The 22863-nt window shown below is 48.4% G+C and carries 21 protein-coding genes, 1 pseudogene and 1 riboswitch; of the genes and pseudogenes, 13 read left to right on the top strand and 9 right to left on the bottom strand.

Annotated elements, in window-relative coordinates; all coding sequences use genetic code 11:
- The first annotated feature begins 40 nt into the window (after positions 1-40).
- Positions 41-829, top strand: a complete 789-nt coding sequence (locus PCH02S_RS26195) for an AraC family transcriptional regulator (protein WP_127457062.1) — start codon at positions 41-43, stop codon at positions 827-829.
- Between the two features lie 24 nt (positions 830-853).
- Here the strand turns inward: PCH02S_RS26195 and PCH02S_RS26190 are convergent, their stop codons facing one another.
- On the bottom strand, positions 854-1585 hold the full coding sequence (locus PCH02S_RS26190; protein ID WP_127457061.1) for a DUF3105 domain-containing protein: 732 nt from the start codon (positions 1583-1585) through the stop codon (positions 854-856).
- 197 nt (positions 1586-1782) lie between these two features.
- On the opposite strand from PCH02S_RS26190, the gene PCH02S_RS26185 reads away from it, so the two are divergent.
- From PCH02S_RS26185 to PCH02S_RS26170, 4 genes are all read left to right on the top strand, one after another.
- Positions 1783-3228, top strand: coding sequence for a methyl-accepting chemotaxis protein (locus tag PCH02S_RS26185; RefSeq protein ID WP_164819745.1), 1446 nt, complete (start codon positions 1783-1785; stop codon positions 3226-3228).
- Positions 3229-3281: 53 nt separating this feature from the next.
- A riboswitch (TPP riboswitch) is annotated at positions 3282-3391 on the top strand.
- Positions 3392-3494: 103 nt separating this feature from the next.
- Entirely contained in the window at positions 3495-4091 is a 597-nt protein-coding gene (locus PCH02S_RS26180; protein WP_127457059.1) for an ECF transporter S component, read from the top strand.
- 5 nt (positions 4092-4096) lie between these two features.
- Positions 4097-5584 (top strand): ABC transporter ATP-binding protein, encoded by a 1488-nt coding sequence (locus tag PCH02S_RS26175; RefSeq protein ID WP_127457109.1) that lies wholly within the window; start codon positions 4097-4099, stop codon positions 5582-5584.
- Positions 5575-6372: an energy-coupling factor transporter transmembrane component T family protein gene (locus PCH02S_RS26170; protein WP_127457058.1), complete on the top strand. Its 798-nt coding sequence runs from the start codon at positions 5575-5577 to the stop codon at positions 6370-6372. The genes PCH02S_RS26175 and PCH02S_RS26170 overlap by 10 nt, the downstream gene beginning before the upstream one ends.
- A gap of 10 nt (positions 6373-6382) precedes the next feature.
- Here PCH02S_RS26170 and PCH02S_RS26165 read toward each other — a convergent pair whose 3' ends face one another.
- Together PCH02S_RS26165 and PCH02S_RS26160 are read right to left on the bottom strand one after the other, a co-directional pair.
- Positions 6383-6859, bottom strand: coding sequence for a hypothetical protein (locus tag PCH02S_RS26165; protein ID WP_127457057.1), 477 nt, complete (start codon positions 6857-6859; stop codon positions 6383-6385).
- Positions 6860-7011: 152 nt separating this feature from the next.
- A complete protein-coding gene (locus PCH02S_RS26160) occupies positions 7012-8625 on the bottom strand; it encodes an S-layer homology domain-containing protein (protein ID WP_127457056.1) in 1614 nt (537 codons plus the stop codon).
- A 423-nt stretch (positions 8626-9048) separates the two neighbouring features.
- Between PCH02S_RS26160 and PCH02S_RS26155 the strand changes: the two genes are divergently transcribed.
- Entirely contained in the window at positions 9049-9627 is a 579-nt protein-coding gene (locus PCH02S_RS26155) for a nitroreductase family protein (RefSeq protein WP_127457055.1), read from the top strand.
- Positions 9628-9689: 62 nt separating this feature from the next.
- On the opposite strand, the gene PCH02S_RS26150 is transcribed toward PCH02S_RS26155, so the two are convergent.
- From PCH02S_RS26150 to PCH02S_RS26130, 5 genes are all read right to left on the bottom strand, one after another.
- The gene (locus PCH02S_RS26150; RefSeq protein ID WP_127457108.1) at positions 9690-10604 is read right to left on the bottom strand and encodes a pseudouridine-5'-phosphate glycosidase; all 915 of its coding nucleotides are present in this window, start codon (positions 10602-10604) and stop codon (positions 9690-9692) included.
- Positions 10604-11719 carry a carbohydrate kinase gene (locus tag PCH02S_RS26145; RefSeq protein ID WP_127457054.1) on the bottom strand — a complete coding sequence of 372 codons (1116 nt, stop codon included), beginning with the start codon at positions 11717-11719 and terminating at the stop codon, positions 10604-10606. Before PCH02S_RS26145 ends, PCH02S_RS26150 begins: the two co-directional genes overlap by 1 nt.
- A 144-nt stretch (positions 11720-11863) precedes the next feature.
- Positions 11864-12253: a hypothetical protein gene (locus tag PCH02S_RS26140; protein WP_127457053.1), complete on the bottom strand. Its 390-nt coding sequence runs from the start codon at positions 12251-12253 to the stop codon at positions 11864-11866.
- 103 nt (positions 12254-12356) lie between these two features.
- Positions 12357-12974, bottom strand: coding sequence for a PH domain-containing protein (locus PCH02S_RS26135; RefSeq protein ID WP_127457052.1), 618 nt, complete (start codon positions 12972-12974; stop codon positions 12357-12359).
- Between the two features lie 130 nt (positions 12975-13104).
- Positions 13105-15696 carry an Ig-like domain-containing protein gene (locus PCH02S_RS26130; protein WP_127457051.1) on the bottom strand — a complete coding sequence of 864 codons (2592 nt, stop codon included), beginning with the start codon at positions 15694-15696 and terminating at the stop codon, positions 13105-13107.
- A 269-nt stretch (positions 15697-15965) separates the two neighbouring features.
- Between PCH02S_RS26130 and PCH02S_RS26125 the strand changes: the two genes are divergently transcribed.
- The gene (locus tag PCH02S_RS26125; RefSeq protein WP_127457050.1) at positions 15966-17702 is read left to right on the top strand and encodes a methyl-accepting chemotaxis protein; all 1737 of its coding nucleotides are present in this window, start codon (positions 15966-15968) and stop codon (positions 17700-17702) included.
- Between the two features lie 60 nt (positions 17703-17762).
- Here the strand turns inward: PCH02S_RS26125 and PCH02S_RS26120 are convergent, their stop codons facing one another.
- Positions 17763-19052 (bottom strand): glycoside hydrolase family 18 protein, encoded by a 1290-nt coding sequence (locus PCH02S_RS26120; RefSeq protein WP_127457049.1) that lies wholly within the window; start codon positions 19050-19052, stop codon positions 17763-17765.
- A 188-nt stretch (positions 19053-19240) separates the two neighbouring features.
- On the opposite strand from PCH02S_RS26120, the gene PCH02S_RS36275 reads away from it, so the two are divergent.
- The 6 genes and pseudogenes from PCH02S_RS36275 (at position 19241) to PCH02S_RS26100 (ending at position 22145) form a co-directional block, all read left to right on the top strand.
- On the top strand, positions 19241-20014 hold the full coding sequence (locus PCH02S_RS36275) for a hypothetical protein (RefSeq protein WP_246069261.1): 774 nt from the start codon (positions 19241-19243) through the stop codon (positions 20012-20014).
- A gap of 10 nt (positions 20015-20024) precedes the next feature.
- The gene (locus tag PCH02S_RS36270; RefSeq protein ID WP_218033185.1) at positions 20025-20480 is read left to right on the top strand and encodes a hypothetical protein; all 456 of its coding nucleotides are present in this window, start codon (positions 20025-20027) and stop codon (positions 20478-20480) included.
- A gap of 110 nt (positions 20481-20590) precedes the next feature.
- Positions 20591-20800: pseudogene (locus tag PCH02S_RS36900) on the top strand (YiaA/YiaB family inner membrane protein); the annotation flags it as partial.
- On the top strand, positions 20789-21043 hold the full coding sequence (locus PCH02S_RS36895; protein ID WP_246069263.1) for a YiaA/YiaB family inner membrane protein: 255 nt from the start codon (positions 20789-20791) through the stop codon (positions 21041-21043). The pseudogene PCH02S_RS36900 and the gene PCH02S_RS36895, both read left to right, overlap by 12 nt.
- A gap of 117 nt (positions 21044-21160) precedes the next feature.
- Positions 21161-21640 (top strand): CBO0543 family protein, encoded by a 480-nt coding sequence (locus tag PCH02S_RS26105; RefSeq protein ID WP_127457047.1) that lies wholly within the window; start codon positions 21161-21163, stop codon positions 21638-21640.
- A 10-nt stretch (positions 21641-21650) separates the two neighbouring features.
- On the top strand, positions 21651-22145 hold the full coding sequence (locus PCH02S_RS26100) for a CBO0543 family protein (protein WP_127457046.1): 495 nt from the start codon (positions 21651-21653) through the stop codon (positions 22143-22145).
- Positions 22146-22863 lie beyond the last annotated feature (718 nt).

The following is a 22863-nucleotide window of genomic DNA, read 5'->3' as shown; positions in this document are numbered from 1 at the left end:
ATAGTATGCTATATGAAAAATAGTATTTAGGTGGTGGAACATGAAGGTAACAAGTTACACGTATGATAAAAGCAGCAATTGGTACGGGGAATCACAGGAGGGATGCGACGATTGGACGCTTGTACTTGTTACATACGGCCGCTGCGTTTATTGGATCGAGGAAAAAAAGCAGGTGCTGGAGAAAGGGCAATGGCTGCTCATCCCGAGCAGTATTCCCTTTTACGGACGAAGTGTTCCAACCATGCTGCACGAAAAATATGTCGTTCGATTTGATCCGACAGCCATGCAAGCTCAAGCGTCATTTCCACTTTTTAGGCTGTCCAGCGCGACGAGTCGATTTACGAGCAAATATGAACTGATTCTAGATCGGCTGCGACATATCCATCAGCAATGGCAGGACAAACAGCCCTATTATCAGACGCTGTGTGAAGCGCTGCTAACAGAGCTGTTCGTTTATTTGCATCGGGAGTGGGACCAAGAAGCTGCAACCAGCGCTACGCTGCAGCTAGTCGAGCAGATGAAGGGCTACATCCAGAACCACTACAGGGAGCATGTCACCAAGGAGGAACTGGGTGCCTGCATTAGCAGATCGCCGAACTACGCGGCGACCCTTTTTCGCAAAGTGACAGGACAGACGATCAGTGAATTCGTACATGCAGCCAGGATCAAAACCGCTGTATACATGCTCAGGCATTCGGCGCTAACGGTGACGGAAATATCCGATTTCATCGGGTACAATGACGCGTCCTATTTTTATCGTGTGTTTAAAAGGTTGACCGGACTCGTGCCGACGGATCTGGTCTCCGACCGCGAAAACGTCCGTAAATAACGGGAGCTCGTCTACTTGGATCGATTACATCGTTCCGCCGCCACGGCGCACTTCAGGCGGGATCTTCTCAGGACCTTTATCGATATACTGGTAAATAAAAGTTCCCACGCTGGCTTCGTCAAACTTAGGAAGCTGCATCGTTTTCGTCCAGGCGGTTACGACAATCTCTTTATCGCTGGGCACATCCGGGTTAGGTACAGCTAGCACACCGGCGCCAGCTTGTTTGAAATGGCTCAAATAGTCGAGGTGATCCTTGAGTTCTTGAGGCGCATCGGGATGGTAGTAGATGATGATGTCGCCGTGCTCCAAGTTATGGACAAGCATCGCATATGTCGGTCTTTCCTTGTAAAAACCAAACTTTAAATCATGCGGGCTATGCGTGCCTGAAGTTGGGATTTTCATCTCGTAGGTCAGCATACCTTCATCATGATTGCGCCCGTAATCCTTATCCGTCGTGACTTCGATAGGCGCATTGTAGTTAAGCTTTTCGACGCTATATTTGTTGGATGAGGTCTGGATGAGAGAAGTTCCTAAAGAGCAAACCGCTAAAATGATAAGAGCATGAGACAGCAGCATCCAAGTCTTGTGCTTTTTGTGCAGGGCCATCTTCTCGGCTTTTTTCAACTTGCTCGTGTTCGCTTTGTTCGTCTTCGCGGCAAGCGCGTAACCAATGACGGCCAAAATGAAGAGTGCTGCCCCTATATAAAGCAAAATTGCAGTAAGATTTGACCCGTTCTGCATGGTGGTAGTATCCATTTGATATGAGCTCCTTTACGTTGATAATCCGTCATACACTACATATTGTAGTTTCGATAGTGGCAAGAAGTCAAATTCTTTGTAAAGATCCCGTTTTGGGCATAAAAAAAGGAGGATTTTCCCTTTCAATTGTTGAATCATGTAAGTAAATGTCTATTTTTGTAGAAAAATTTATAGAAAAGAGGGGGGATGACCAAATGACAGCACAAATGCTGGAACTACATAAAAGAAACGGGTTAATGGTGAAGCTGTTATGGGCTTGTTTGGTGTTAGGAATGGGGGCTTCCTATAGATCCATGGGAGTTGTTATGACGCTGCTGACTTTTGGAGCGCCTATTGCGGTCATTTGCACGCTGCTGATCTGGAGGAAAATCGGGGTCACTTACACCAAATATATCATTGCCATAGGCCTTAATGTGATTTCATATTTCTTCATGACGCATAATCACGCTTTGTCCAGCATGCTTATCTTGTATTTAAGTTTAGCGCTGGTCTCCTTGTATATGGATTATAAGCCGTTATTGCTTAATGGCGTTATCGGAATCGTTAATTTGAACTATTTCTGTTCCACGTTGTCGGGTCCAATTGACTATATTGCAATCAATGCTTTTTATGTTCTAATCATCATTACGCTAATAGGTCAAGGCCAGATAGGATTCCGATTATTAAGCCGTGTAGCCCAGAGTGCCAGGGAGTCCGAGGTATCACGGATGAAGACAGAAGAGGTTCTGACGGGCGTTCGTACGACAACAGAGGCGCTGGGAACTTCCAGTAATACGCTTCATGAAAATGCCTCCGTGACAGGCAGAATCACAGAAGAAGTCGTTGCGGCTTTTCAGGAAATTTCCATCGGCATTGAATCTCAAGCCACTTCCATTACAGACATTACAACGGCTATCCAAGATGTGAATGAGACGGTGGAGATGACCTCTTCCGCATCGAACACGATGAGCAGCAGATCCCGGGATACAGCCCGCATGACGAATGAAGGCAAGAGCCAGATGGAAGATCTGACGCATAAAATCAAGGATATTACCGTGATCGTAACGGAAACGTCGAGCATCATGAATGAAGTGAACGAAGAAAATGTGAAAATCGGAAATATCGTGACAACGATTGCCGATATCGCGAATCAAACGAATCTTCTGTCGCTCAATGCGTCCATCGAAGCAGCTCGAGCCGGGGAACATGGCAAGGGATTTGCCGTAGTTGCCGGTGAGATTCGGAAGCTTGCCATGAACGCTCACCTAGCTTCAACGGATATTTCGGAGATTCTAGGCTCCATTCAGCAGAAAGTGGAGACCGCAGTGGAGAAGGTCGCCATCGGCAAACTGGCGGTAGAATCGGGCAGAAAATCAGCGGAAAGTGTTGATCAGCTTTTCGAGGTTATTAACACGAATACAGCTGAGGTCATGGAGCAAGCGGAGAATTTGCAGCGCATGAACCAGCAGTTGCAAGTGTCTTCCCAGAAGGTGGCCGAGGAGATGACATCCGTGGCAGCGATAACGGAAGAGTCCGCCGCATCCGTGCAGCAAGTGCTTGCCAGCGCGGAAGTACAGCAGAAGCGAGTGGAAGATATTGTTGACAGCATCCGCCAGTTATATGGATTGACGCTGGATTTAAAACTTTTGATGGATAAATAATTTTTCCAAAGGCATTGCCAAATATCGAGTAATCCGCTACAGTTAAGCCAAATGAATAGCAACACGGGTGCTTGATGAAGTCAGGCTGAGATAGTGGCCCTATGCCACTGACCGTTAATCTGATCTGGGTAATGCCAGCGTAGAGAATTCGAGTGCCTCTTTCTGCACTAATTTTATGCCTGCCGCATCCCGGTAGGCTTTTTTTGTCGTGTTCGCCTATCTCATTTTAATAAAAAAGGTATCCAGAAAAGGAGTGGGAAGAAGAAATGGCACAAAAAGGAACAGGAGCAAAAGGGTTGAAATTGACCGATATTTTGGTCACCATCGTGATCGCGGCGGTATTTGGGGTGATTTATCGCATATGGGGACCCATGTATGATCTTCTTAAACCAATCGGTCTGCATGCGGAGCAATTAAGCTACGGGATGTGGTTCATGGCGGCTACATTTGCTTTTCTCGTTATTCGTAAACCAGGCGTCGCCTTATTGGCTGAAGTTGCAGCCGCGACGATTGAGGCTCTTTTTGGTGGATCATGGGGAGTATCGACGCTTGCGTATGGCATTCTTCAAGGGCTTGGCGCAGAGCTGGTCTTCGCGTTTTTCTTGTATCGCCGGGCGAATGTGGGTGTGACCGTTCTAGCGTCATTCGCATCCGCAGCGCTTTCTTTGCTTGTAGATAAATATTATGGCTATATCGATCAGCTAACATTCTGGAATTATTGCTTATTTATTGGGCTTCGTCTTGCAGGCTCCGCCATTATAGCTGGGGTATTCGCCTATTACTTGGCTAAAGCATTAGCTCGCACTGGCGTGTTGAACTTGGTTCGACCGGTTTCAAAGAACGATTACGATGTGCTCGGGTAATGCCTATGAGCGAGGGCATTGGGGTTACCAATCTGCGCTTAAAATATCCGGGTAACGAGGCTCCCCTGTTATTTCAAGGGATTTCCCTTTCAGTGATGCCGGGGGAAAAAGTGCTGCTGCTCGGGCCAAGCGGCTGCGGGAAATCTACACTGCTCCAAGTGCTGAGTGGGATCGTTCCCGATATTATCGAGATTCCGCTGAAAGCCGATAAGCTTGTCACACCAAGCCGATGGGGGTACGTGTTTCAAGATCCGGACGCTCAGTTCTGCATGCCGTATGTGGATGAGGAAATTGCCTTCGTATTGGAAAATAGGCAAATCCCCCGTGAGGAAATGCCGGAACGGATTGCGCATTATCTGAGCTTAGTGGGTTTGCAGCTGGAAGACGCTCACACCTTAATCAACCAACTGTCGCAGGGAATGAAGCAGCGGTTGGCGATTGCAAGCGTCCTTGCGTTGGAGCCGGAAGTGCTTTTTCTGGATGAGCCTACGGCGTTATTGGATGAGGAGGGCACCGGGCTTGTTTGGGAAACGATCAGGTCCATTAGCGCTGACAAAACCTTGGTCATTGTGGAGCATAAAATCGGCGGTATTCTCGATCTCATCGACCGTCTGATTGTTATCTCTCCGGAGGGGGAGATTCTGGCTGATGGCTCACCACAAGTCGTATTTGATAGGTATAAAAAGCAGCTTGCCGACTACGGCATTTGGTATCCGGGCGTTTGGAACGAGCTCAACATGGGACGCGTAGTCAGGAGCAAGTCGGCTGCGGAAGCTAATCCTGAAGACGAGAACCGGCAGCCGATCATGTCCTTTCGCGATTTCACCGGGCTTCGCGGCGGACAGATCAAGACCTCTGTGGATAACTTGAGCGTCTATCCCGGCGACTGGATCGCGATCATCGGGGCCAACGGTGCGGGCAAAAGCTCGCTCCTGCTCGCCATCATGCGGCTCATCCCGACCAAGGGCAGCTGCTGGATCGACGGCGTGAAGGGCAGCAAAATCGAGCAGCTTGCGGAGCGAGTCGGCTTCGTGTTCCAAAACCCCGAATTCCAATTCGTGACGAATTCGGTGGAAGAGGAACTGCTCTACTCCCTGCCGGAAGCGGAGGGAGGGAAGGATGCTCAGCAGGCTGCGCTGGAGGAGATGCTGCGGCAGTACGATCTGCTCGCGCTGCGCAAGCGGCATCCGTTCCAGCTCTCGATGGGCCAGAAGCGCCGCTTAAGCGTAGCTTCGGCGATGGTTCGCAGCCCGCGTATCCTGCTGCTCGATGAGCCCACCTTCGGGCTCGACGCGCGCGGCACGATGCGCATGCTGGAGCAGCTGGAACGGCTGCGCGCAGGCGGGACCGTCATCGTGATGGTGACGCACGACGAGGAGATCGTCCAACGCTGTGCCACACGCGTTTGGCGGGTTGAGGCCGGTTGTGTAACGGAACAGTCTGCGACTTTCGCAGCACACACCGAGGAAGGAGCGCCGATGGTATGCAAATAACGTTCAAGTATCGTGAAACCTGGCTGCATCGGGTTAATCCGGGAGTGAAGCTTGTCCTGTCCCTGCTTCTCTTTGTCCTTGTGGTATTCACGCATAATCTGAATACGATGATGTATTTGACAGCGGGCGCGCTGGTGCCGCTGTTCGTTTATTCAGGGCAGCCGATGCGTCGCCTGCTGCTGTATGCTTCGCCGTTCTTGCTCATCTTCATCTCCTCTGCGGCGGGGATGATGATGTTCGGCAGCGGGGACACGGAGTGGTTTCGTCTCGGATTCATCCGAATCACGGAAGAGAGCTTTTACCGCGGTCTGCATCTGGGCTTCCGCGGCTTGCAGGTGGCGGCTGTCGGCTTGCTGTTCAGCCTGACGACACGTCCTGTTGCCCTGTTTTATGCGCTGATGCAGCAGTGGAAGGTCGCGCCGAAGTACGCTTACAGCTTCCTTGCCGCATTGCGCATGCTGCCGCTTATGCTCGAGGAATTCCAGACGCTGCGCTACGCGCTCAAGGTGCGGGGCAGGAAGCAGAGACGCAGCTGGCTGACAGGCTGGTACACCGTGATGCGCATGTATGCCATACCGCTTCTTGCGCAGAGCATTCGCCGCGCTCATCGGACAGCTGTGGCCATGGAAGCGAAGCGTTTTTCCACACAAACCAAACGCACTTATTATTATCAATCCAGCTACTCTAAATTAGATATTTATTATCTGATGTACTGGCTGCTTCTTGTGATATTCGCGTTTTGGGCGGGGACGGCGTGGCCGATTTGGAATGCTTTCGACGTTAGATAAAGGAAGTCGGCTATTGCCCCCATTTGAGTGCTAAGGTTACCTCACAGCAGGGGGTTTCAGGGGTTTGCGGGTCAATGGTAAACTTCACGGAGCTTGGTGAATAACTAGTCACAATAGCAGATTTAACGCCGAAGGAGTGGACAATACGATCCACTTCTTTTTGATTTCCCTGTTGGGCATGTGTCATTAGCTCGTGAGCGATGGCGGGTTCAGAAAGCTTTTGAATGAGTAGAGAAGCGTCCTTCAGCAGATGATGAGAAGAGGCAATCGAGCTGGATAAAATTTTAGAATCAACCGTTGGATAATCACGAGGAATGAACGTATTTGTATGGAAATGGGGGTAATGCTGCTCCCAACCTGTCCAAACTTCCGACTGATCTTGGTGTTCATATTGGCCAGATAGTCGCGTATAAGGCGAAGCGGACACAGTCGCGGAATGCGGATATAAAGGCTGTTGCTGAAAGAAATAAGCAGGATAGTTGTACATGGGACGGACCCCTTTTCTTAAGAAGTTGAGCTTGCGCATGCATTAGCAATATATGTTTAATGGGCGTGTTGGTGCATGTAAGACGCAGAACGCAAAAAAAGGCCGCCACAAAGTAGTTAAACTACTTCGGGCAGCCCATTTTGAACGTATGATTAGTTGCGTTTTAGTGTTACATAGCTTACGGCTTGTTGGCCGGATGGAGCTACAATGGATAATTCAAAACCAACGACGTTTCCTTCAACATGAACGAGCCCATTGTCGCCAACCGTTACCGTACCTACAGGGTTGACTCCGTCACCTTTAATCGCTTTAGCGACAATAAGTGTGCCTAGTCCAAAGTTGTAATCTGCAATCTCATTTTTTTCATATTCGATACCGAAATTATCTGTTAGAGTAAGATCCATTTCTGTATATGGATTAATGTCAGCTGTGTAGACGCCGTTACTAACCGTCATCGTTTTCTTGATGGAAGTTTCATCGGCTTTAATTTGTTTCACACTAATGGAATCATTAGTAACCGTTACCGGTACGTGCAATTGTTTGGAATCGTTGTTCCCGATTTTGACAACCACAGTAACATCCGCTGTACCAGCTTTGTTGCCGAGTACGTAAGCGTGATGGTCAGCAGTAAGACCTACTTTCGCAATACCCGTGTTCGATGAGAAGACGGATTGAACAATCCCGGGAACAGCAACAATGTCGCCGCTAGCGTTTTTCACTTGTATTTTGATTTCTTTAGCAAATTTAGATTTTGTTGGATCCTCGGCAATCGCCTTCGTGATCGGGTCAGTTGCGGAATCTGTTAGACCGCTATCGATGACAGCTGCCAATGTGTACTTATCTTCGATTGTAATATTACCATTGTCAACAGGGGCTGCTACACTGAAGCTTCCAGTAGCTGTTTTAATCGTAGATGCGTCAAGGCCGCCTAGTGTTACAGTATAGTCTCCCTTAGCAAGCGCAGTGTCAACCGCAAGCGTTGCTGTTAGACCGTCTGTCGACCAAGTTGTTGTTGCAGGAACGGTTGTTGTACCATTTTTAAGCGTGAATGTTGCTTTCGCTGCGTCCACTTTTTTGTTCAGTGTAACTTGAACTTGTTTATTGTCGGATGAAGCTTGAACTTTTGTAATCGAAATAAGTGCTTGGTTCTCAGTGTCAAAAGCTTGCTGTGCTACGTAAGAGCTAGTAACAAGGTCAGCGCGGTTAGCAGCTTGATCACCGGATTTTCCAGTCGGGTGAATGCCAAGTTCCGTTGCTTGTTTCACAGCGTCCGCGTACCAAGGCGTGCCTGTTACGGAAACGGTTTTCCCTAGTCCTTTAAGCAGCAAAGTGTCGAGTTGACCCGCAGTGACGGAATCGCCAGGAACGAAGGTTGTATCTGTCACACCGTCGATCAATCCAGCTTTTTTCGCAGCTTCGATGTAAGGAATCGCCCAACCGTTAGCGGAATCGTCCGCATGAACATCAGTAAAGCTGGACACCTTAACAGTAATATCGACAGGAATGTCGTAAATCAGCGTTGCTACTTTTGCAAATTGTGCGCGAGTCATATTCTGCGTAATACCGAACGTGTCGTCGGACACGCCTTCGAATATATCGGATGCCAACATAGCATCGATTTTTGCTTTTAATGAAGCATCAACATTGGCTAAATCGGTGAAGTCAGCACTCGTTTTGCCAGCTGCAGAAGCAGGGTGTGTTAGGACAGAAGATGTTAATAAAGAGAAAGCCATAGCAGCTGTCGCAATCATCGTTAATTTTTTCATTTAGATGTAGTACCTCCTAGGTATGAATATATGATTCTAGCAAGCATTCTTGTTCGTTCTGTTGCTATAACTATAGCTTGCCTGATAGCCATTGTCATTGTCAAATTCTTGGCAGTCGAAGAACGAGAGTGCTAAAAGTGAAGAAAAGTCCGCTGTTTTTTTCACTTTCCTCTATCATAGACGTCAATATGGCTAAAAAAGTTTCTGTAGTTCCGCTAAGCTTCCCAAAGAAATTCTCACGAGACACCCAAGCCTGATGGAAAGGGAGATTCCCCTGACCCGTTAGGTTCTTTTATTGTCTTATTGTCTATATCATTATTTTTGAGTGACCTGTATGTTTGCTGTTGCAGGATCGTACATATAACAATAGACTTAGTGTAGGTACATTAATGAAGTGTAATTTTAAGAGTGGAGTGGAGAACCATGGAATTGAAAGAAGCAATCCGCAATCGCCGAAGTATCGGGAAAGTCAAGATGGACTCTGTTGACAAAGCGCTGATTGAAGAGATATTGGAAGCAGGCACTTGGGCGCCAAACCATGGCCATACGGAACCATGGCGGTTTTGGGTCATGACGGGCGAAGGCCGCGGACTGCTGGGAAAAGGGTACGCGGAGGTCGCGGCGTCTGAGGCTGACCCGGCATTGACAGAGGAAGAGCTGGCTGCGCTAAAAGGCGCTCAGATGAAGAAAGCCTTCCGCGCGCCGGTGGTCATCGCCGTGGCGGTTACGCCTTCGGCACAAGCCGTTGTGCCGGAGATCGAAGAGTACGCGGCTGCACACTCCGCCGTACAAAATATGCTCCTGACCGCGCACGCGCTCGGTCTGGGTGCGATCTGGCGGACGGGAGCGCCGACGTATCATGCGAAGATGCGCGAAGTTTTCGGCCTCGGCGCGAAAGAGGAGCTCGTCGGGTTCGTCTACCTCGGTTACCCGGACATGGCGCCGCCATCAAAAGCAGCGCGTACCCCGTTCGCGCAAAAAACGCTTTGGGTCAGCGAGTAGTCTTCGCTGACAAATAGAAAACCCTCCATATCCACGATGATCGTGGGCATGGAGGGTTTTGTTTATTTGCTCTTGAGCGCAACCGCAACCTTCGCGGCGGTTTCTGCATTGTGGTACACGAGCGCGATGTTCGTCTCCAGGCTGCGGCCTTCGGTCAGCTGCTTGATGCGCGCTAGCAGGAAAGGCGTGACCTTCTTGCCGGTCACGTTCTGATCTTTGGCTTCAGCAAGCGCCTGCTGGATGAAGCTTTCGATCTCAACATGGTCCATGGCGGATTCCGCAGGGACCGGGTTGGCGATGATGGCGCCGCCGGCAAGGCCGAGCTCCCACTTCGTGCGGAGCATGGCCGCAACGTCAGCTGCCTCATCGAGGCGGAAGTCTACGCCGTAGCCGCTTTCGCGGGCGTAGAAGGACGGGAATTCGCTCGTTTTGTAGCCAACCACGGGAACGCCGTGGGTTTCCAAATATTCGAGCGTGCGACCAATATCGAGAATGGACTTCACGCCTGCGCAGACAACGGCAACGTTGGTCTGTGCCAGTTCAGTCAAATCGGCGGAGACGTCCATCGTGACTTCGCCTTCGCGGTGTACGCCGCCAATGCCGCCGGTAGCGAACACTTCGATGCCCGCAAGCGCAGCGCCGATCATTGTGGCAGCGACGGTTGTCGCGCCGATTTGGCCCGACGAGAGGATGTAAGGGAAGTCGCGGCGGCTGACTTTTTCCACGTGAGGGTTCGTTGCGAAAGCTTCGAGCTCCTGCTCGTTCAAGCCGATTTTGATTTTGCCGTCCATGATGCCAATCGTAGCTGGAACGGCGCCGTTATCGCGGATGATTTGTTCGACCTTTTTGGCCATTTCTATATTTTGCGGGTAAGGCATCCCGTGAGAAATAATTGTAGTTTCTAAGGCAACAACAGGTTTATTATTCGCCAAAGCGTCTTTCACTTCATCAGTAAACGTTAAGTAAGTTGTATTCATCATTGGGATTCGTCTCCTTTGGTCAAGTGAAGTAGGGTTTGTTGCAGTCGTTCTTCCGTCAACTCGCTCGCGACAGATTGGTCGGTTTGAAGCGTAATATGTGAAGCAGTAAGTCCATACATACACGATTCCATATAGGTGGATTGCCGCATGACCCCGTAAGCAATACCGGCGACAAAAGCATCGCCTGCACCCGTGACCTCCACAACCTTGGTGGGAATAGGGGGGAAGTGCCGCTCGCCTTCCTCGCCAGCATATATGACGCCTTGACTGCCGAGCGTAATAAAGACATGGCGGACGCCGCGAGCGCGGATCGCTCCTGCAATCGTGCTGTAATCGCTGCTGCTGCTGCTGCTGGGAGCGATACCTGCCAGCTGACAAGCCTCTTCCCAATTAGGGAAAATAGCCGTTACGCCGTGCAGATCTTGCGGGAGCTTTTTGGCCTTTTCCGAAGACACGGGATCGATAAATAGCGGCAGGTTTTCTTCTTTGCATCGATCAATCAGCTCGGCGAGCGTCTCGGCGGGCAAATTCGTATCCGCAATGATGAGCTTGGCTGAAGCCACATGCGGCCATTTGTCCCGCAGCAACGCAGGTGTACATTTATCGTAGATGTCCATATTGGCAAAAGCGAGAAACATCTCGCCTGTCGCGTCGAGCAGCGCCGTGTACGTTCCGGTGTTCTCACCTTGGAGTACGATGGCTTGACTGACATCAACGCCGCGCTTTCGCGTTTCTTCTAACACCCATTGGCCGGCCTTATCATCGCCAACAACCGTGAGCAGCGCCGCCTGGCAAGCTAGTCCCGCCAGCGTCTCCGCGATATTGCGCGCAACGCCGCCGCAGGACTCCGTCACGGTGACTGGATTCGAAGAGGCTAGACGGATGGCTTGCTTGCTAGTCGCTTTGCTGTCTAGGTTCGCACCGCCGATACACATGACCGTATTCTCATCCGAGGTCACGTATGCGCGCCCGCGGATCGTGCCTTTCTTGGTCAGAGCAGCGATGTAGCCGGCGACGGCGGATCGGGAAATGCCGATGATGCTGGCCATTTCATGCTGAGAGATGAATGGATTTTGACGAATGAGCGTTAAAATTTGCTGTTCACGATCCATGAAATGACTCCTTTCGATCGTAGACTATCTCTAGTTTATATCAGTTTCAGACAAATGTCCAACAAATAAACACTTGTCTGTGATACGTTCGCAAATGAAAAAGAGCCTGCCTCCCGAAACCGGGAACAGTGCTCCTAGAATGGCTTATTCCGAATAAGAAGACTCCGAACGGCTTCGGATACCGAGCAGCCCTAGCAGTCCCAACAGGCCGATATAGCTCCATCCGCCCCAGCCCTTATTTGCTTTGTCCTGGGTAGGGACCATTAATGCTTTCATTGAGGTTGGCGGTGTAAGTCCATATGCCGCGGCATGTTGCTTCATATCCGTAGTCATATGTAGTCTTGCCTCTGCCCCAGGCATACCGAATGGATTGGTCTGATAAAAAGTGGGCGAACCTTGCTTGGCCGCCTCCCAGCTTTCAGCAGATGAGATCATTTGCTGATTATGAGGATGCTTGCGATAATGATGAGCCCCAAGCAGGACGGTGATGCACAGAAATGAAATCAAAGCCAGTTTCATAAATCGGGGAAACATGTTCCATACCTCCAAGCACTTCTTAGATAGTGGCCTGTTAATGCAGGTAGGATTAGTTTTCCCAATACATGAAAACTTATGTATTTAATAAATGAGGACAAACTTATTGATTAATGAATTTCTCAAAAACAAAGCCGAAATCCTTCACTTTGTATTGCTTATGCGTGCTCACAAGCCAGTCGAAAGCGCCTTGATTCACCTGCTTGAATTCCTCAGAGAGCTTCTGCCCCTCGGTTTGCGTCGTACGGTTTAATGTGGCGGAAGCCAGCTCGATACTTTGCTTCGCATAGTCTAGGAAGTGCTCATTCTCCTGCGTAATTTCGGAAATTTTAAACAGAGCTTTATACAAGTCTTTCAGTTCTTCAACATGCTTTTTGTGCACATCAATCGAGAAATGGACAGAACCCAGCACGAATTTGATCTCCACATCGAGATCGACCGTACCTGCTGTTTCGAAAGATACTTGGGAAAGAGCATATTTGCTGTAAGGGTAGCGGTTCAGCACCCGTTTCTTGCTTATGGCGCTAGTGCCGTCGAGATGAATTAATGCTTGGTTCGTGAAGCAGTATTCATCCGATTTCGATTTAATCAAAAAGAAAATTTTCTCGTTATCCTCATGCATAACGTAATCATCGGCATCGACCTTATCGTAATTTTCAGGCTTGATCACGGAACCTACATCACTTAACCCCAGAATATCAGCTGCTACTTTACCAAACATAATATCAACCCTCTCATGAACAAATAAGTACCTATTTAGTATAGTACAAAATATGGAAAGCAGGCGAGCGTTATGACGCAAAAAAGGCTACCCAGAAGTAGAAACATCTACTTGAGGATAGCCCTTTGTACTATTTAGTAACCGTCACTTGAACCGTTGTTCTCATGTTGGAATACGTCACCGTAATTCTTGCTGTTCCTTTGCCGGTTGCTTTGATGATGCCGTCTTTCACATCTGCGATCATGATGTTCGACGATGTCCACAAAGCTGGCTTCGTGACATCCTCTTCAGAACCGTCTGTGTAAGTGGCTAGAGCTTTAATGTTAGCTGTGCTGCCTTCTTTGAGTTCGACTTTGACCACATCGGTTTTCAAATATTTCAGGGAATCGATTTCCACAGGAATCGCAACCATTTTGCCACCGAAGGACCCGGTAATCGTTGTTTTACCAGAAGCTGTAGGTGTGAAAAGTCCATTAGTCACGGTACCAAGCTTATAGGCGCTAACTTTCCATGTCGCCGATTCTGTAACATCTTTCGTTGTGCCGTTCGACAGTGTTGCTGTCAATTTAATTTGGACTTGATCGCCTCGTTTTGTGACGATGAACGTCTTGTCTGCCGTAAGTCCTGCAACTACGCCGATTTCAACCGGGATCGAAACGCTTTTACCGCCGTAAGTTGCCGTGATGGTTGCTTTCCCTCGTGATACCGGAGTTACAACCCCTTTGGATACCGATACAATCGCGTTATTGCTTGTTTTCCACTCTGCATCATTGGTAACGGTACGCGATGCGCCTGAGGAATCGGTAGCCGTCAGAACGATCGTGCGTGTTTCATTCATGTCAAAAACCAGATTAGGTACATTCGCCGTTAGATCACTTGCCATATCGATTTGAACCGGGATTGTAACTGTTTTGCTGTCTAGTTGAGCTGTCAATGTAGCTTCCCCAGAAGCTATAGCTTTCACGACTCCGCCGTCAACCGTCGCGGTTTTCGCATTGCTGCTTGTCCAGATCACGTCGGAAGTAACATCTTTTTTCGTTTCGTCCGTGTATAGCGCTTCGGCTTTTAGAGTAACCGAGTCGCCTTTTTTCATAATCAGCTTCTCTTGGCTGACCGTAAGGCTCTTCAACACGCCAACAGACACTTGAATGACCGCTGTGCGCGTTCCGTATTTTGCAGTGATGGTCGCTGCGCCTGTTGCAAGACCGAAGATTTCGCCGTTCTGTGCTTCAGCAATATCCTTGGAGCTGGTTGTCCACTCCGCTTTGTTCGTAACATCCACCTCGCGACCGTCCTTGAAAGACGCCATCAAAGTGATTTTGTCGGAACCGCCGATCTGTAGATTAACAGTTTTTTTGCTTGGTTTAATAATTGTAGGGATATCAACTTCCACTTTCGTAGTTGTTGTTTTGCCACCGTATTTTGCAGTTACTGTAGCGATACCTGGTTTGTAAGTTGTGATTTTTCCTTTGATGACGAAAGCTACGTTCTCATCATCAACGCTCCAGTCGGCGTTATCCGTAACGACAGCACTTGTGCCGTCGGCATAGGTAGCGTGAAGGACCAGAAGCTGCTCTTGTCCTGTTTGTAAGGAAACAAGATCGGTATCTACAACCAAGCGGCGCGGAACTTCCACGTCTACATTGGCTACAACAGCTTTATCTCCGTATTTCGCGTAAATCTTCGCTTCGCCGATCGCGATTGCAGAGAGCTTACCTTTTGAAACTTGAACGATATCCGCATCACTGGACGCCCACTCGGCGCGATCTGTGATATCTTCCGTTTTTCCATCGGCATACGTAGCGGTTAATTTCAATACGCCAGTAGCATCTTTCTTCAGAAGCAAATTCTGTTTATCTAATTCGAGTTTAAGCGTGCTATCCACGTCAACCGTAATTGTCGTAGTTTTGGTGCCGTAAGTTGCTGTCAGGTTGGCTGTTCCCACGCTGTAGCCTGTAACTTTCCCTTTGATAGCGTCGGCGACATTAGGTTTATCTGTTGTCCAAACCACTTTCTCCGAAACGTCGGCCATATCGCCGTTTGGATAAGTTGCCATTATTTTAATGTCGGCTGTTCCGTTCAAAAGCAAGGAAACGGTCGAGCTCTCCGCGTCAATACGGCGGACAACCTCAACATCAACAGGTACCGTCAGGGATTGATTCATATATTTGACCGTTACGTTTGCGCTGCCTGGGTTTTGTCCTTTGACCAAACCGTTGGTAACCGTAACGATGGAGCTTGTATCTACTGTGTAGTCTGCTTTACTCGTCACATCCTCGGATGTGCCGTCATCGTAATAAGCGGTAATTAATAGTTGATCTGTGCCATTCAGACGCAGCTCGAGAGAACGTTTGTCTGTCGTTAACGATTTTACTTTTTTGCTTACCGTGACATTCACGATTTCGGTTTTACCCATATATGTAGCGGTAATCACAGCTTTTCCTTCTTTTTTGGCTGTTACTACACCTGCATAAACGGAAGCAACATCTGTCGCACCGGAATTCCAATCCGTTTTGACCGTTGCATTCTCGGTAGATCCACTTACAAAAATAGCGGTTGCTGTTAGATTCGCAGTATCCCCAACTTGCAAAGCAAGCTCATTCTTGTTCAGGACGAGTTTGGAAATCTCATCAGCGGCAAAGGCGTTTCCTGCGATTAAAGATTGACTGGCTAAAATGAAAATGAATACCAAGGATAACCACTTGCTGTGTCTAAACCTCACGTTAATAATCCCTCCGATATCGTTCCGTAATTAAGTTATGAATGAAAAACCGGGAACCTAATTAGTATCGGATAATCAGGGCTTGAAATGAATAGCTGTCACAATATCTACCGAATTTTAACCTTGGGATGATAAAAGAAGTTCCATTTTTCCGTAAAACAACTTAAAACAACTAATTAAAATAAAATAAATAAAAATTAATTGTGTTTATCGTCTACTTTTTGAATGACCTGTATATTAAAAGCAGATTACTCAGAGGAGATGAGAAAATGAAGAAGATCAGATTTATAAGCATCGTTGGAAACTTGAAAATTAGCATGAAAATATTGGCGTTGAATGTGTTGGCTGTCGTTTTCCTCATCGTTCTGACGTTGACGAGCTTCTTTTTTCTCAGTGAAATCAACAAAAAAGCGGAAAAGATGTACCAAAGCGATTATTTGCCAACAACTTGGATCAATGAAGTGGAGAGCAACGTTCATACGATAAATGACAGGCTCCTGGAGCATGTCTTAACACCGGATAACCACTACAAGGATGTACTGGAAAATGAGATGAGCAAGACACGTGTCAAAACCAATCAATTATTGAAGGATTACGAAGTATCCCTGGAAGGGGAGCCTGTAGGGACTTTATGGATATCCAAGTTAAAAGAGGCGCTAATCTCTTACGAGGAAAATCAGCGAAAAGTGGAGTCTCTGTCGGCATCGGGGCAGACCCAAGAGGCATATCAGTACTATAAAACACACATAAAAGGCACGATGGATGACATCCACGGTTATGTGGAGAGCTTGCTGAACGACCGTTTGGAAACCTCGGAGGCGATAAACAAAGAGCGTAACCAGCAGTACCGACATCTGATCTGGACATTGATCATATCCTCGGTTTGTGCGATCGGCATCTTTTATGTGATAGGAAGATGGTTATCAGCGCTCATTGTCAGACCGCTGCATGTTATGCAGGGGCTTATGGCTGAAGCGGAGGCGGGGAACCTTTCTCTGTTCATTGAGGGGGCTGTTTCCAAGGATGAAGTTGGCAATTTGCAGCGCTCGTTCCAATCCATGTTAATCAGCCTTCGGGCGTTTATCGGGAATGTTCAGCAAGGCGCGCAGGTCCTCACCCAACAGGCCGAACAGTTCGCCAACCATGCAGAGCAAAGCAAGCTGGCTGCGGAAACGATCGCTGTTTCGACAGATTCCTTGTCACAAGGCATTCAGGAGCAAGTGGCTATTGTTACAGAGACGTTATTTACCATTCAAGTTGTGAAGGAGGAAATGGCTGCTATTAGCGCAGACAGCCGTCATATGGCACAGTTGGCAGAATCGGCAGATGATGTGTCATTAGCGGGAATGGAGGCTGTAGGGAGAATGCGGGAGCGGATTGGGCTCGTTTCTGACAAAGTTTCGGCGGCAGGGACGATTGCGAACGAACTGCGTGACAGCTGTGGCCAAATAGGTTCCATCATTCGCGTCATTACGGAAATTGCGAAGCAAACCAATATGCTGGCATTGAATGCTTCCATCGAAGCTGCCAGAGCGGGGGAGGCGGGCAAAGGATTCAGCATTGTAGCGGGAGAGGTGCAGAAGCTGTCTGGACAAACGAATGATGCGGCGAAACAGATTGCAAGCCTACTTCGCGAGATTGAAGACAAGGCCGGGGATGTGGATACGGCGATGTGTCAAGGGATGAAGCTGACGGAAGATGGCGTGATCGCTTCACAACAAGTGAACGACTCGCTGCTGTCGATGAAACAAGCTTTTGGCGGGGTCTTAATGAAAGTGGAGGATGTGAGCGCAGCGATCGCCCATGTTACGACCCGCAGCGACGAAGTCGTTAAGCATATGGAGCGCGTTACGGAGTCTGCGAATATAGGGGCGGCTGCGAGCCAGGATTCAGCGGCAGCCAATGAAGAGCAGCTCGCCATGATGGAGGAGATCTCCACTTCCTCCAGGACGTTGTCCGACATGGCAGGACAGCTTCGGGAAGCAGTTGACCGTTTCCGTGTATAAACGATTAAAGGATAGAGCCGCCAGTATTCTTCTGGCACTCTATCCTTTTTTTATGCGAGTTTAGGCACGTTTGACGACTTTGAAATTTTCCTCCAGGAGCAGCCAGTTTTGAGGGAATCTAAGCCCCAGCTTCCAATAACTGATACCGCGTAAGCCCAGTTCTTTCAGCAAACGGAACTTTGCCTGAATGGAGCGTGCATCCTCAAACCAGACCGTATGCTCTTTGCCGGCATCATCCCAATAGTTGAAGTGAGGAGCATGCGCTGAGTAATCGTATAAAATCTGCGCATTGTATTTGCGGGCCAAATCGATCGCAGCTTGCGGGGAGACGGCTTTGGCGAACGGACCGCCTTTCACGAAAGGCAGCGTCCAGTCATAGCCGTACAGGTTCTGGCCCATCATCACTTTGGATGCCGGCATTTCACTTATGGCATACTCGAGTACTTTGCGCACAGGTCCGATAGGGGAGACCGCCATAGGGGGACCGCCGCTATAGCCCCATTCGTACGTCATAATTATAACAAAGTCGGCGATTTGACCATGCGCTCTATAGTCGTGAGCGGAGTACCACTCGCCCGCTTGGGTGGCGCTTGTTTTGGGCGCGAGCGCCGTCGACATCAGGTAGCCTTGCTGATGGATCAGATCGGCCGCCTTCCGCAGGAAGCGGTTGTACGCATCGCGATCATTCGGATATAGATGCTCTATATCGAAGTGAATATCTTTGAAGCCAAGCTCCTTGGCCGTGGATAGAATCGTTTGGAGCAAGCGGTTCTGAACGGTTTCGTCCGTGAGAATCACATGCCCAAGCTCCGCACTGAACTGATCCTTCTCCAGGTTGGTCACGACCATCATCAGGGTGGCCCCATGCTGCGAGGCGATGCCGCCAAGATCGTCGAGAGGAGGAGGCTGCAAAGTCCCATCCCGCTGAATGCGGAAGGAGAAAGGGGCTAAGTAAGTAAGGTGTGGAACTGCTTCCCTGGCGGCTTGCGTCAGGGCTGGTGACACTTCGTTCCCCCTTGCTTCCAAGTAGGCATTTACTTCCGCTTGTGTGCGGGGAGCTGGCGGGATATATAAGCGGAAGCCGACGGGTAAAGGCTGATACAGGGTTAGCCCATTGATAGATGCAAGTTCGTGGAGGTCAAGACCGAGCTTATGAGCAATCGAATAGAGGCTTTCGCCGGGCTGTACCCAATAGTACGAGCCTACGATTGGAATGACCAATGCCTGTCCGATGACCAGTGATTGGCTGGGCGTCATCTCATTGGCTGCAGCAATCGTATCCACGGACACACCGTATGTTTGCGAAATGCGATATAACGTCTGTCCTCTTTGGACAACGTGGATTTGCATGGGGATTCCTCACTTTCTTACGTAAGCAAGGAACCGGATCCGAGCCTACTTTTTTCTTTACCATATTCCAAATCGGGCGAGTGGGTGTATGTCTACACACAAACAATTGTCGAAAAGGCATGCATATCTTACACACCAGCGAAGATAATAGAATAACTGGAAACTTATTCTTCATAAGGATGCTGCACATGCCACAGAAACCCCGCCGTCAAATCGCTTTCGTCAGTTTATTAGGCATTACCCAGCTGCATTTGCGGAATCCCTATATCATTGCTTGGTGGTCTGCGGCTTTCCCGGGCTTCGGGCATTTGCTGCTATCCAAGTACTTTCGCGGCTTCATGCTGATTGGTTGGGAGATGCTGATCAACAGCCAAATGCATTTGAACGAAGCTATTGTGTATACCTTCACAGGGCAATTCGAGAAAGCCAATGAGGTGTTAAACATTCGGTGGATGTCACTCTATGCTCCTGTTTATTTATTTTCCATCTATGACAGCTATCGCACCGCTGTGGATATGAATCATCACTATTTGCTTGCCAGGCGGGAAAACGCAGTGATCGAACCCTTCAAAATGTCTGGAATGGAAATAAACTACTTAGATAAACGCGCCCCTTGGCTAGCCGTTGTCTGGTCGCTGCTGATGCCGGGAATGGGGCAGCTCTATACCCAACGTATTATTAATGCCTTCTTTGTTCTTGGGAACTGGATCCTTGTATCCTATTGGTCCCATTTACTTGAAGGAATTCATTATCTCTTGTATTGGGACCTATCTAGAGCGAGCAGTGTTCTGCATATGCACTGGATTCTATTTCTGCCGTCCATTTACGGGTTTGCCGTTTATGATGCTTACGTCAATACGGTCGAGTACAACAAGCTATTTGATCATGAACAGGCTGTGATGTTAAAAAGCAGCTACCAACCTTCACAGTTTTCATTTCCTAAATCACCGCTTCGAAAATAAGGAGGATACCATGCATGTCATAGCATCATTTGAACATTCCATTTATTTGGAGCTGGCGATAACGGCTGTTGAAGAAGCGGGTATTCTCAAGGAAAATATCTACGCGGTCCCGCTGCAGGAGAGACCCGGCAAGCCGGGAATGTTCGACAGCATCCATGGATCGGACGGCATTAGTTTATTTGATGCGGGCGCGGCCTTGGCAACAGCCTTCACGGTTATAGGTTCCACCTATGGTTTTGTGTTAAAAGGAGGAGCGATTCTTTGGGGGCTGATTGGCGCAGCAGCGGGGTTCACGATAGGGGTGATTATTGATATTTTGCATAAAAAGAAGAAAGGAGTGAAACATCCAGCGCCGGGCAAGAAGACCGAAGTGGTCGTTCTCGTCAACTGCACCAAAGAGGAGGCCAAGTACATCCAGACGATGTTTTGGGAACATATGGCGTTGGGTGTGGCCGTTTGTGAATGATGGGTACTATTGGTAAATAGTACTTTTTGGGATGTTTCCATTCTCCTATACTAAGTATCAAGAGCAAGATACTAAACGGTTGCAGCAGCAGCCACAGGAGGATTTCAGAGATGATACTCAACACTCGCAAACGGAATACAACGGCATTTACATTTATGGCATGGGCATCTTTTATCGGCGCTTTTCTGGCCATGTTTATCGGCATATATACGTTAGAGGAATCACTAAGTGTAAAAGGTTATTTTGCCGTCTGCGCCTTATTCCTGACGATGTCGGCGTTCGTTCTGCAGAAGGTTATTCGCGATAATTTGGAAGACAGCTATGATTCCCGGAAACGCAACACATCGGCTTTCACCTTCTTGGCCTGGAGCTCTTTCGCTCTTGCGCTGCTCGGCATGTTCATCGGCATCATTAATCTCGAACAACTGCTTTCTGTAAAAGGGTATTACGCGGTTACGGCCTTATTTCTTACGATGTCTTCCTTCGTGCTTCAAAAAACAGTGCGTGACAACAACGACGACGCGCCGCTGCAAGCTGTAGAAAAAGTTACCGAAGAGCTGTAAGACAAACGGGTTTTTTCTAAAAGGACGGCGAAGTCGGTCCTCCTTGTCTCAGGGTTAAATGGAAGCAATTCGGGCATATTGGGAAATAGGAGATTTCATGCAGAAAGGCTGAGTACCATGACAATGGAACGGGTAATTTTGATCGCCATTTGGATCGTTTGCATCATTCTCATACCGATTAAGATACCCAAACATCGGACGCGGGAAGCCGTTCTGTTATTCTTATCTACGCAAATGGTCGCTTGGATCATGAGCTTGCTGTTAGTCGAATGGCAGGCCATTGTCAATCCGATTCGTGAATTCCCTGCTGCCTCCGGGAGTAATTTCACTAATAACTACATCTTTTTCCCAATGGTCTCAACGCTGTTTGCTCTGTATTATCCAAGCGAGAACTCGGGCGTAATCAAGTTTTTTTATCATCTTCGCATCGTTTTGTTTTTGGCAATCTATTTAACTTCGGTTTCCAGTTTTACGGAAATTCTGAAATATGTGCATTTCAATATCGTCCTTCATACGGTTCTCTTATGGCTGGTTTTAAATGCGGTAAGAACGTATGTGGAGTGGTTTTATCAGAGGAAGATACAGAAGGAAGGGTAGAACGACGGTTATGAATGTTAAGGTAGACTATTTCATTATCTTAGCCGTGTGGGTGATCTCTGCCATTGGAATGCTCCTTGTGCCCAAACGCGACCGTCGTAAAGCGCATGTTGCGTTTCTATTTCAGCAATTTTTAAGCTGGATTCTGGGCCTTATCGTTGTGGAAAACAAATGGCTGGAATATCCGGTTAGAGAGCTTCAGCGCAATTACTCGAGCTTGACGTTTGAATTTATCGGCTATCCGATCATTGCCGTTTATTTGAATATTTATTATCCGAAGGTGAAAAAGGGGTGGGCTCGTTTTCTCTTCGTGCTGGCCTTTCCGACAGCGATTACGGTGATTGAGGTTATCCTTGAAACGCAAACCCAGCTAATCAAATATCATACTTGGAGCTGGTATTGGACGTTCATTAGCATATGGGTGACTCTGCAGCTATCCCTTGTGTTTAATCATTGGTTTTTTTCGCGTGATGATGGGGGGAAGCAGCCGGAGGTGCAGCGTTAGTGTTGTAAAGCAAGCGTGGTTGCGGCGGGTAGCGTAGTTGTGCGGTGAAGGCCGATCCCGCCGTGTTTCTCGCTGTAACGTTGTTTATCAGCATGAAAGTGTGGTCATCGCTCGGAAGTTCTGTGCTAATGCTGTAGAACAAGCTTAACTGCTGCGGGCAAGGCCGATCCCGCCATGTTTCTCGCTGTAACGTTGTGTATCAGCATAAAAGTGTGGTCATCGCTCGGAAGTTCCTCGTTAACACTGAATAACAAGCTTAACTATCCCGTGGATAGCCGCATGAAACCAAGCTAGCTACTTCGTAGCAGCTGAGTTATGCCTGTGGCAACGGCTCCGAGTGCCTATGTTGTACTTTCTACAACCATTTGGCCAAAATTAGCTTGTTCGGATAAGCTACATTGCACTTTCTGCAACGAATTGCACTCAAAAGTACCGTTTGAGCACAAATCCAGTGCCTTCATTGCACTTCGTACAATGAAGGGAAAAGAAAACGGCAAAACCCCCTAACATCGTTGCACAATGTACAACATAGGGGGGCCTGCAGCACTAAAACAAGCTTAGCTAACCCGTGGATAGCCGCACGAAATCAAGCTAGCTACTTCGTAGCAGCTGAGTTATGCCTGTGGCAACGGCTCCGTCTGCCTATGTTGAACTTTCTACAACCATTTGGCCATAATTAGCTTGTTCGGATAAGCTACATTGCACTTTCTGCAACGAT

The organism is Paenibacillus chondroitinus NBRC 15376 (assembly GCF_004000765.1).
Taxonomy (GTDB): domain Bacteria; phylum Bacillota; class Bacilli; order Paenibacillales; family NBRC-103111; genus Paenibacillus_E; species Paenibacillus_E chondroitinus.
The sequence above is the reverse complement of the archived record's forward strand: the minus strand, read 5'-3'. Positions and strand labels throughout refer to the sequence as shown.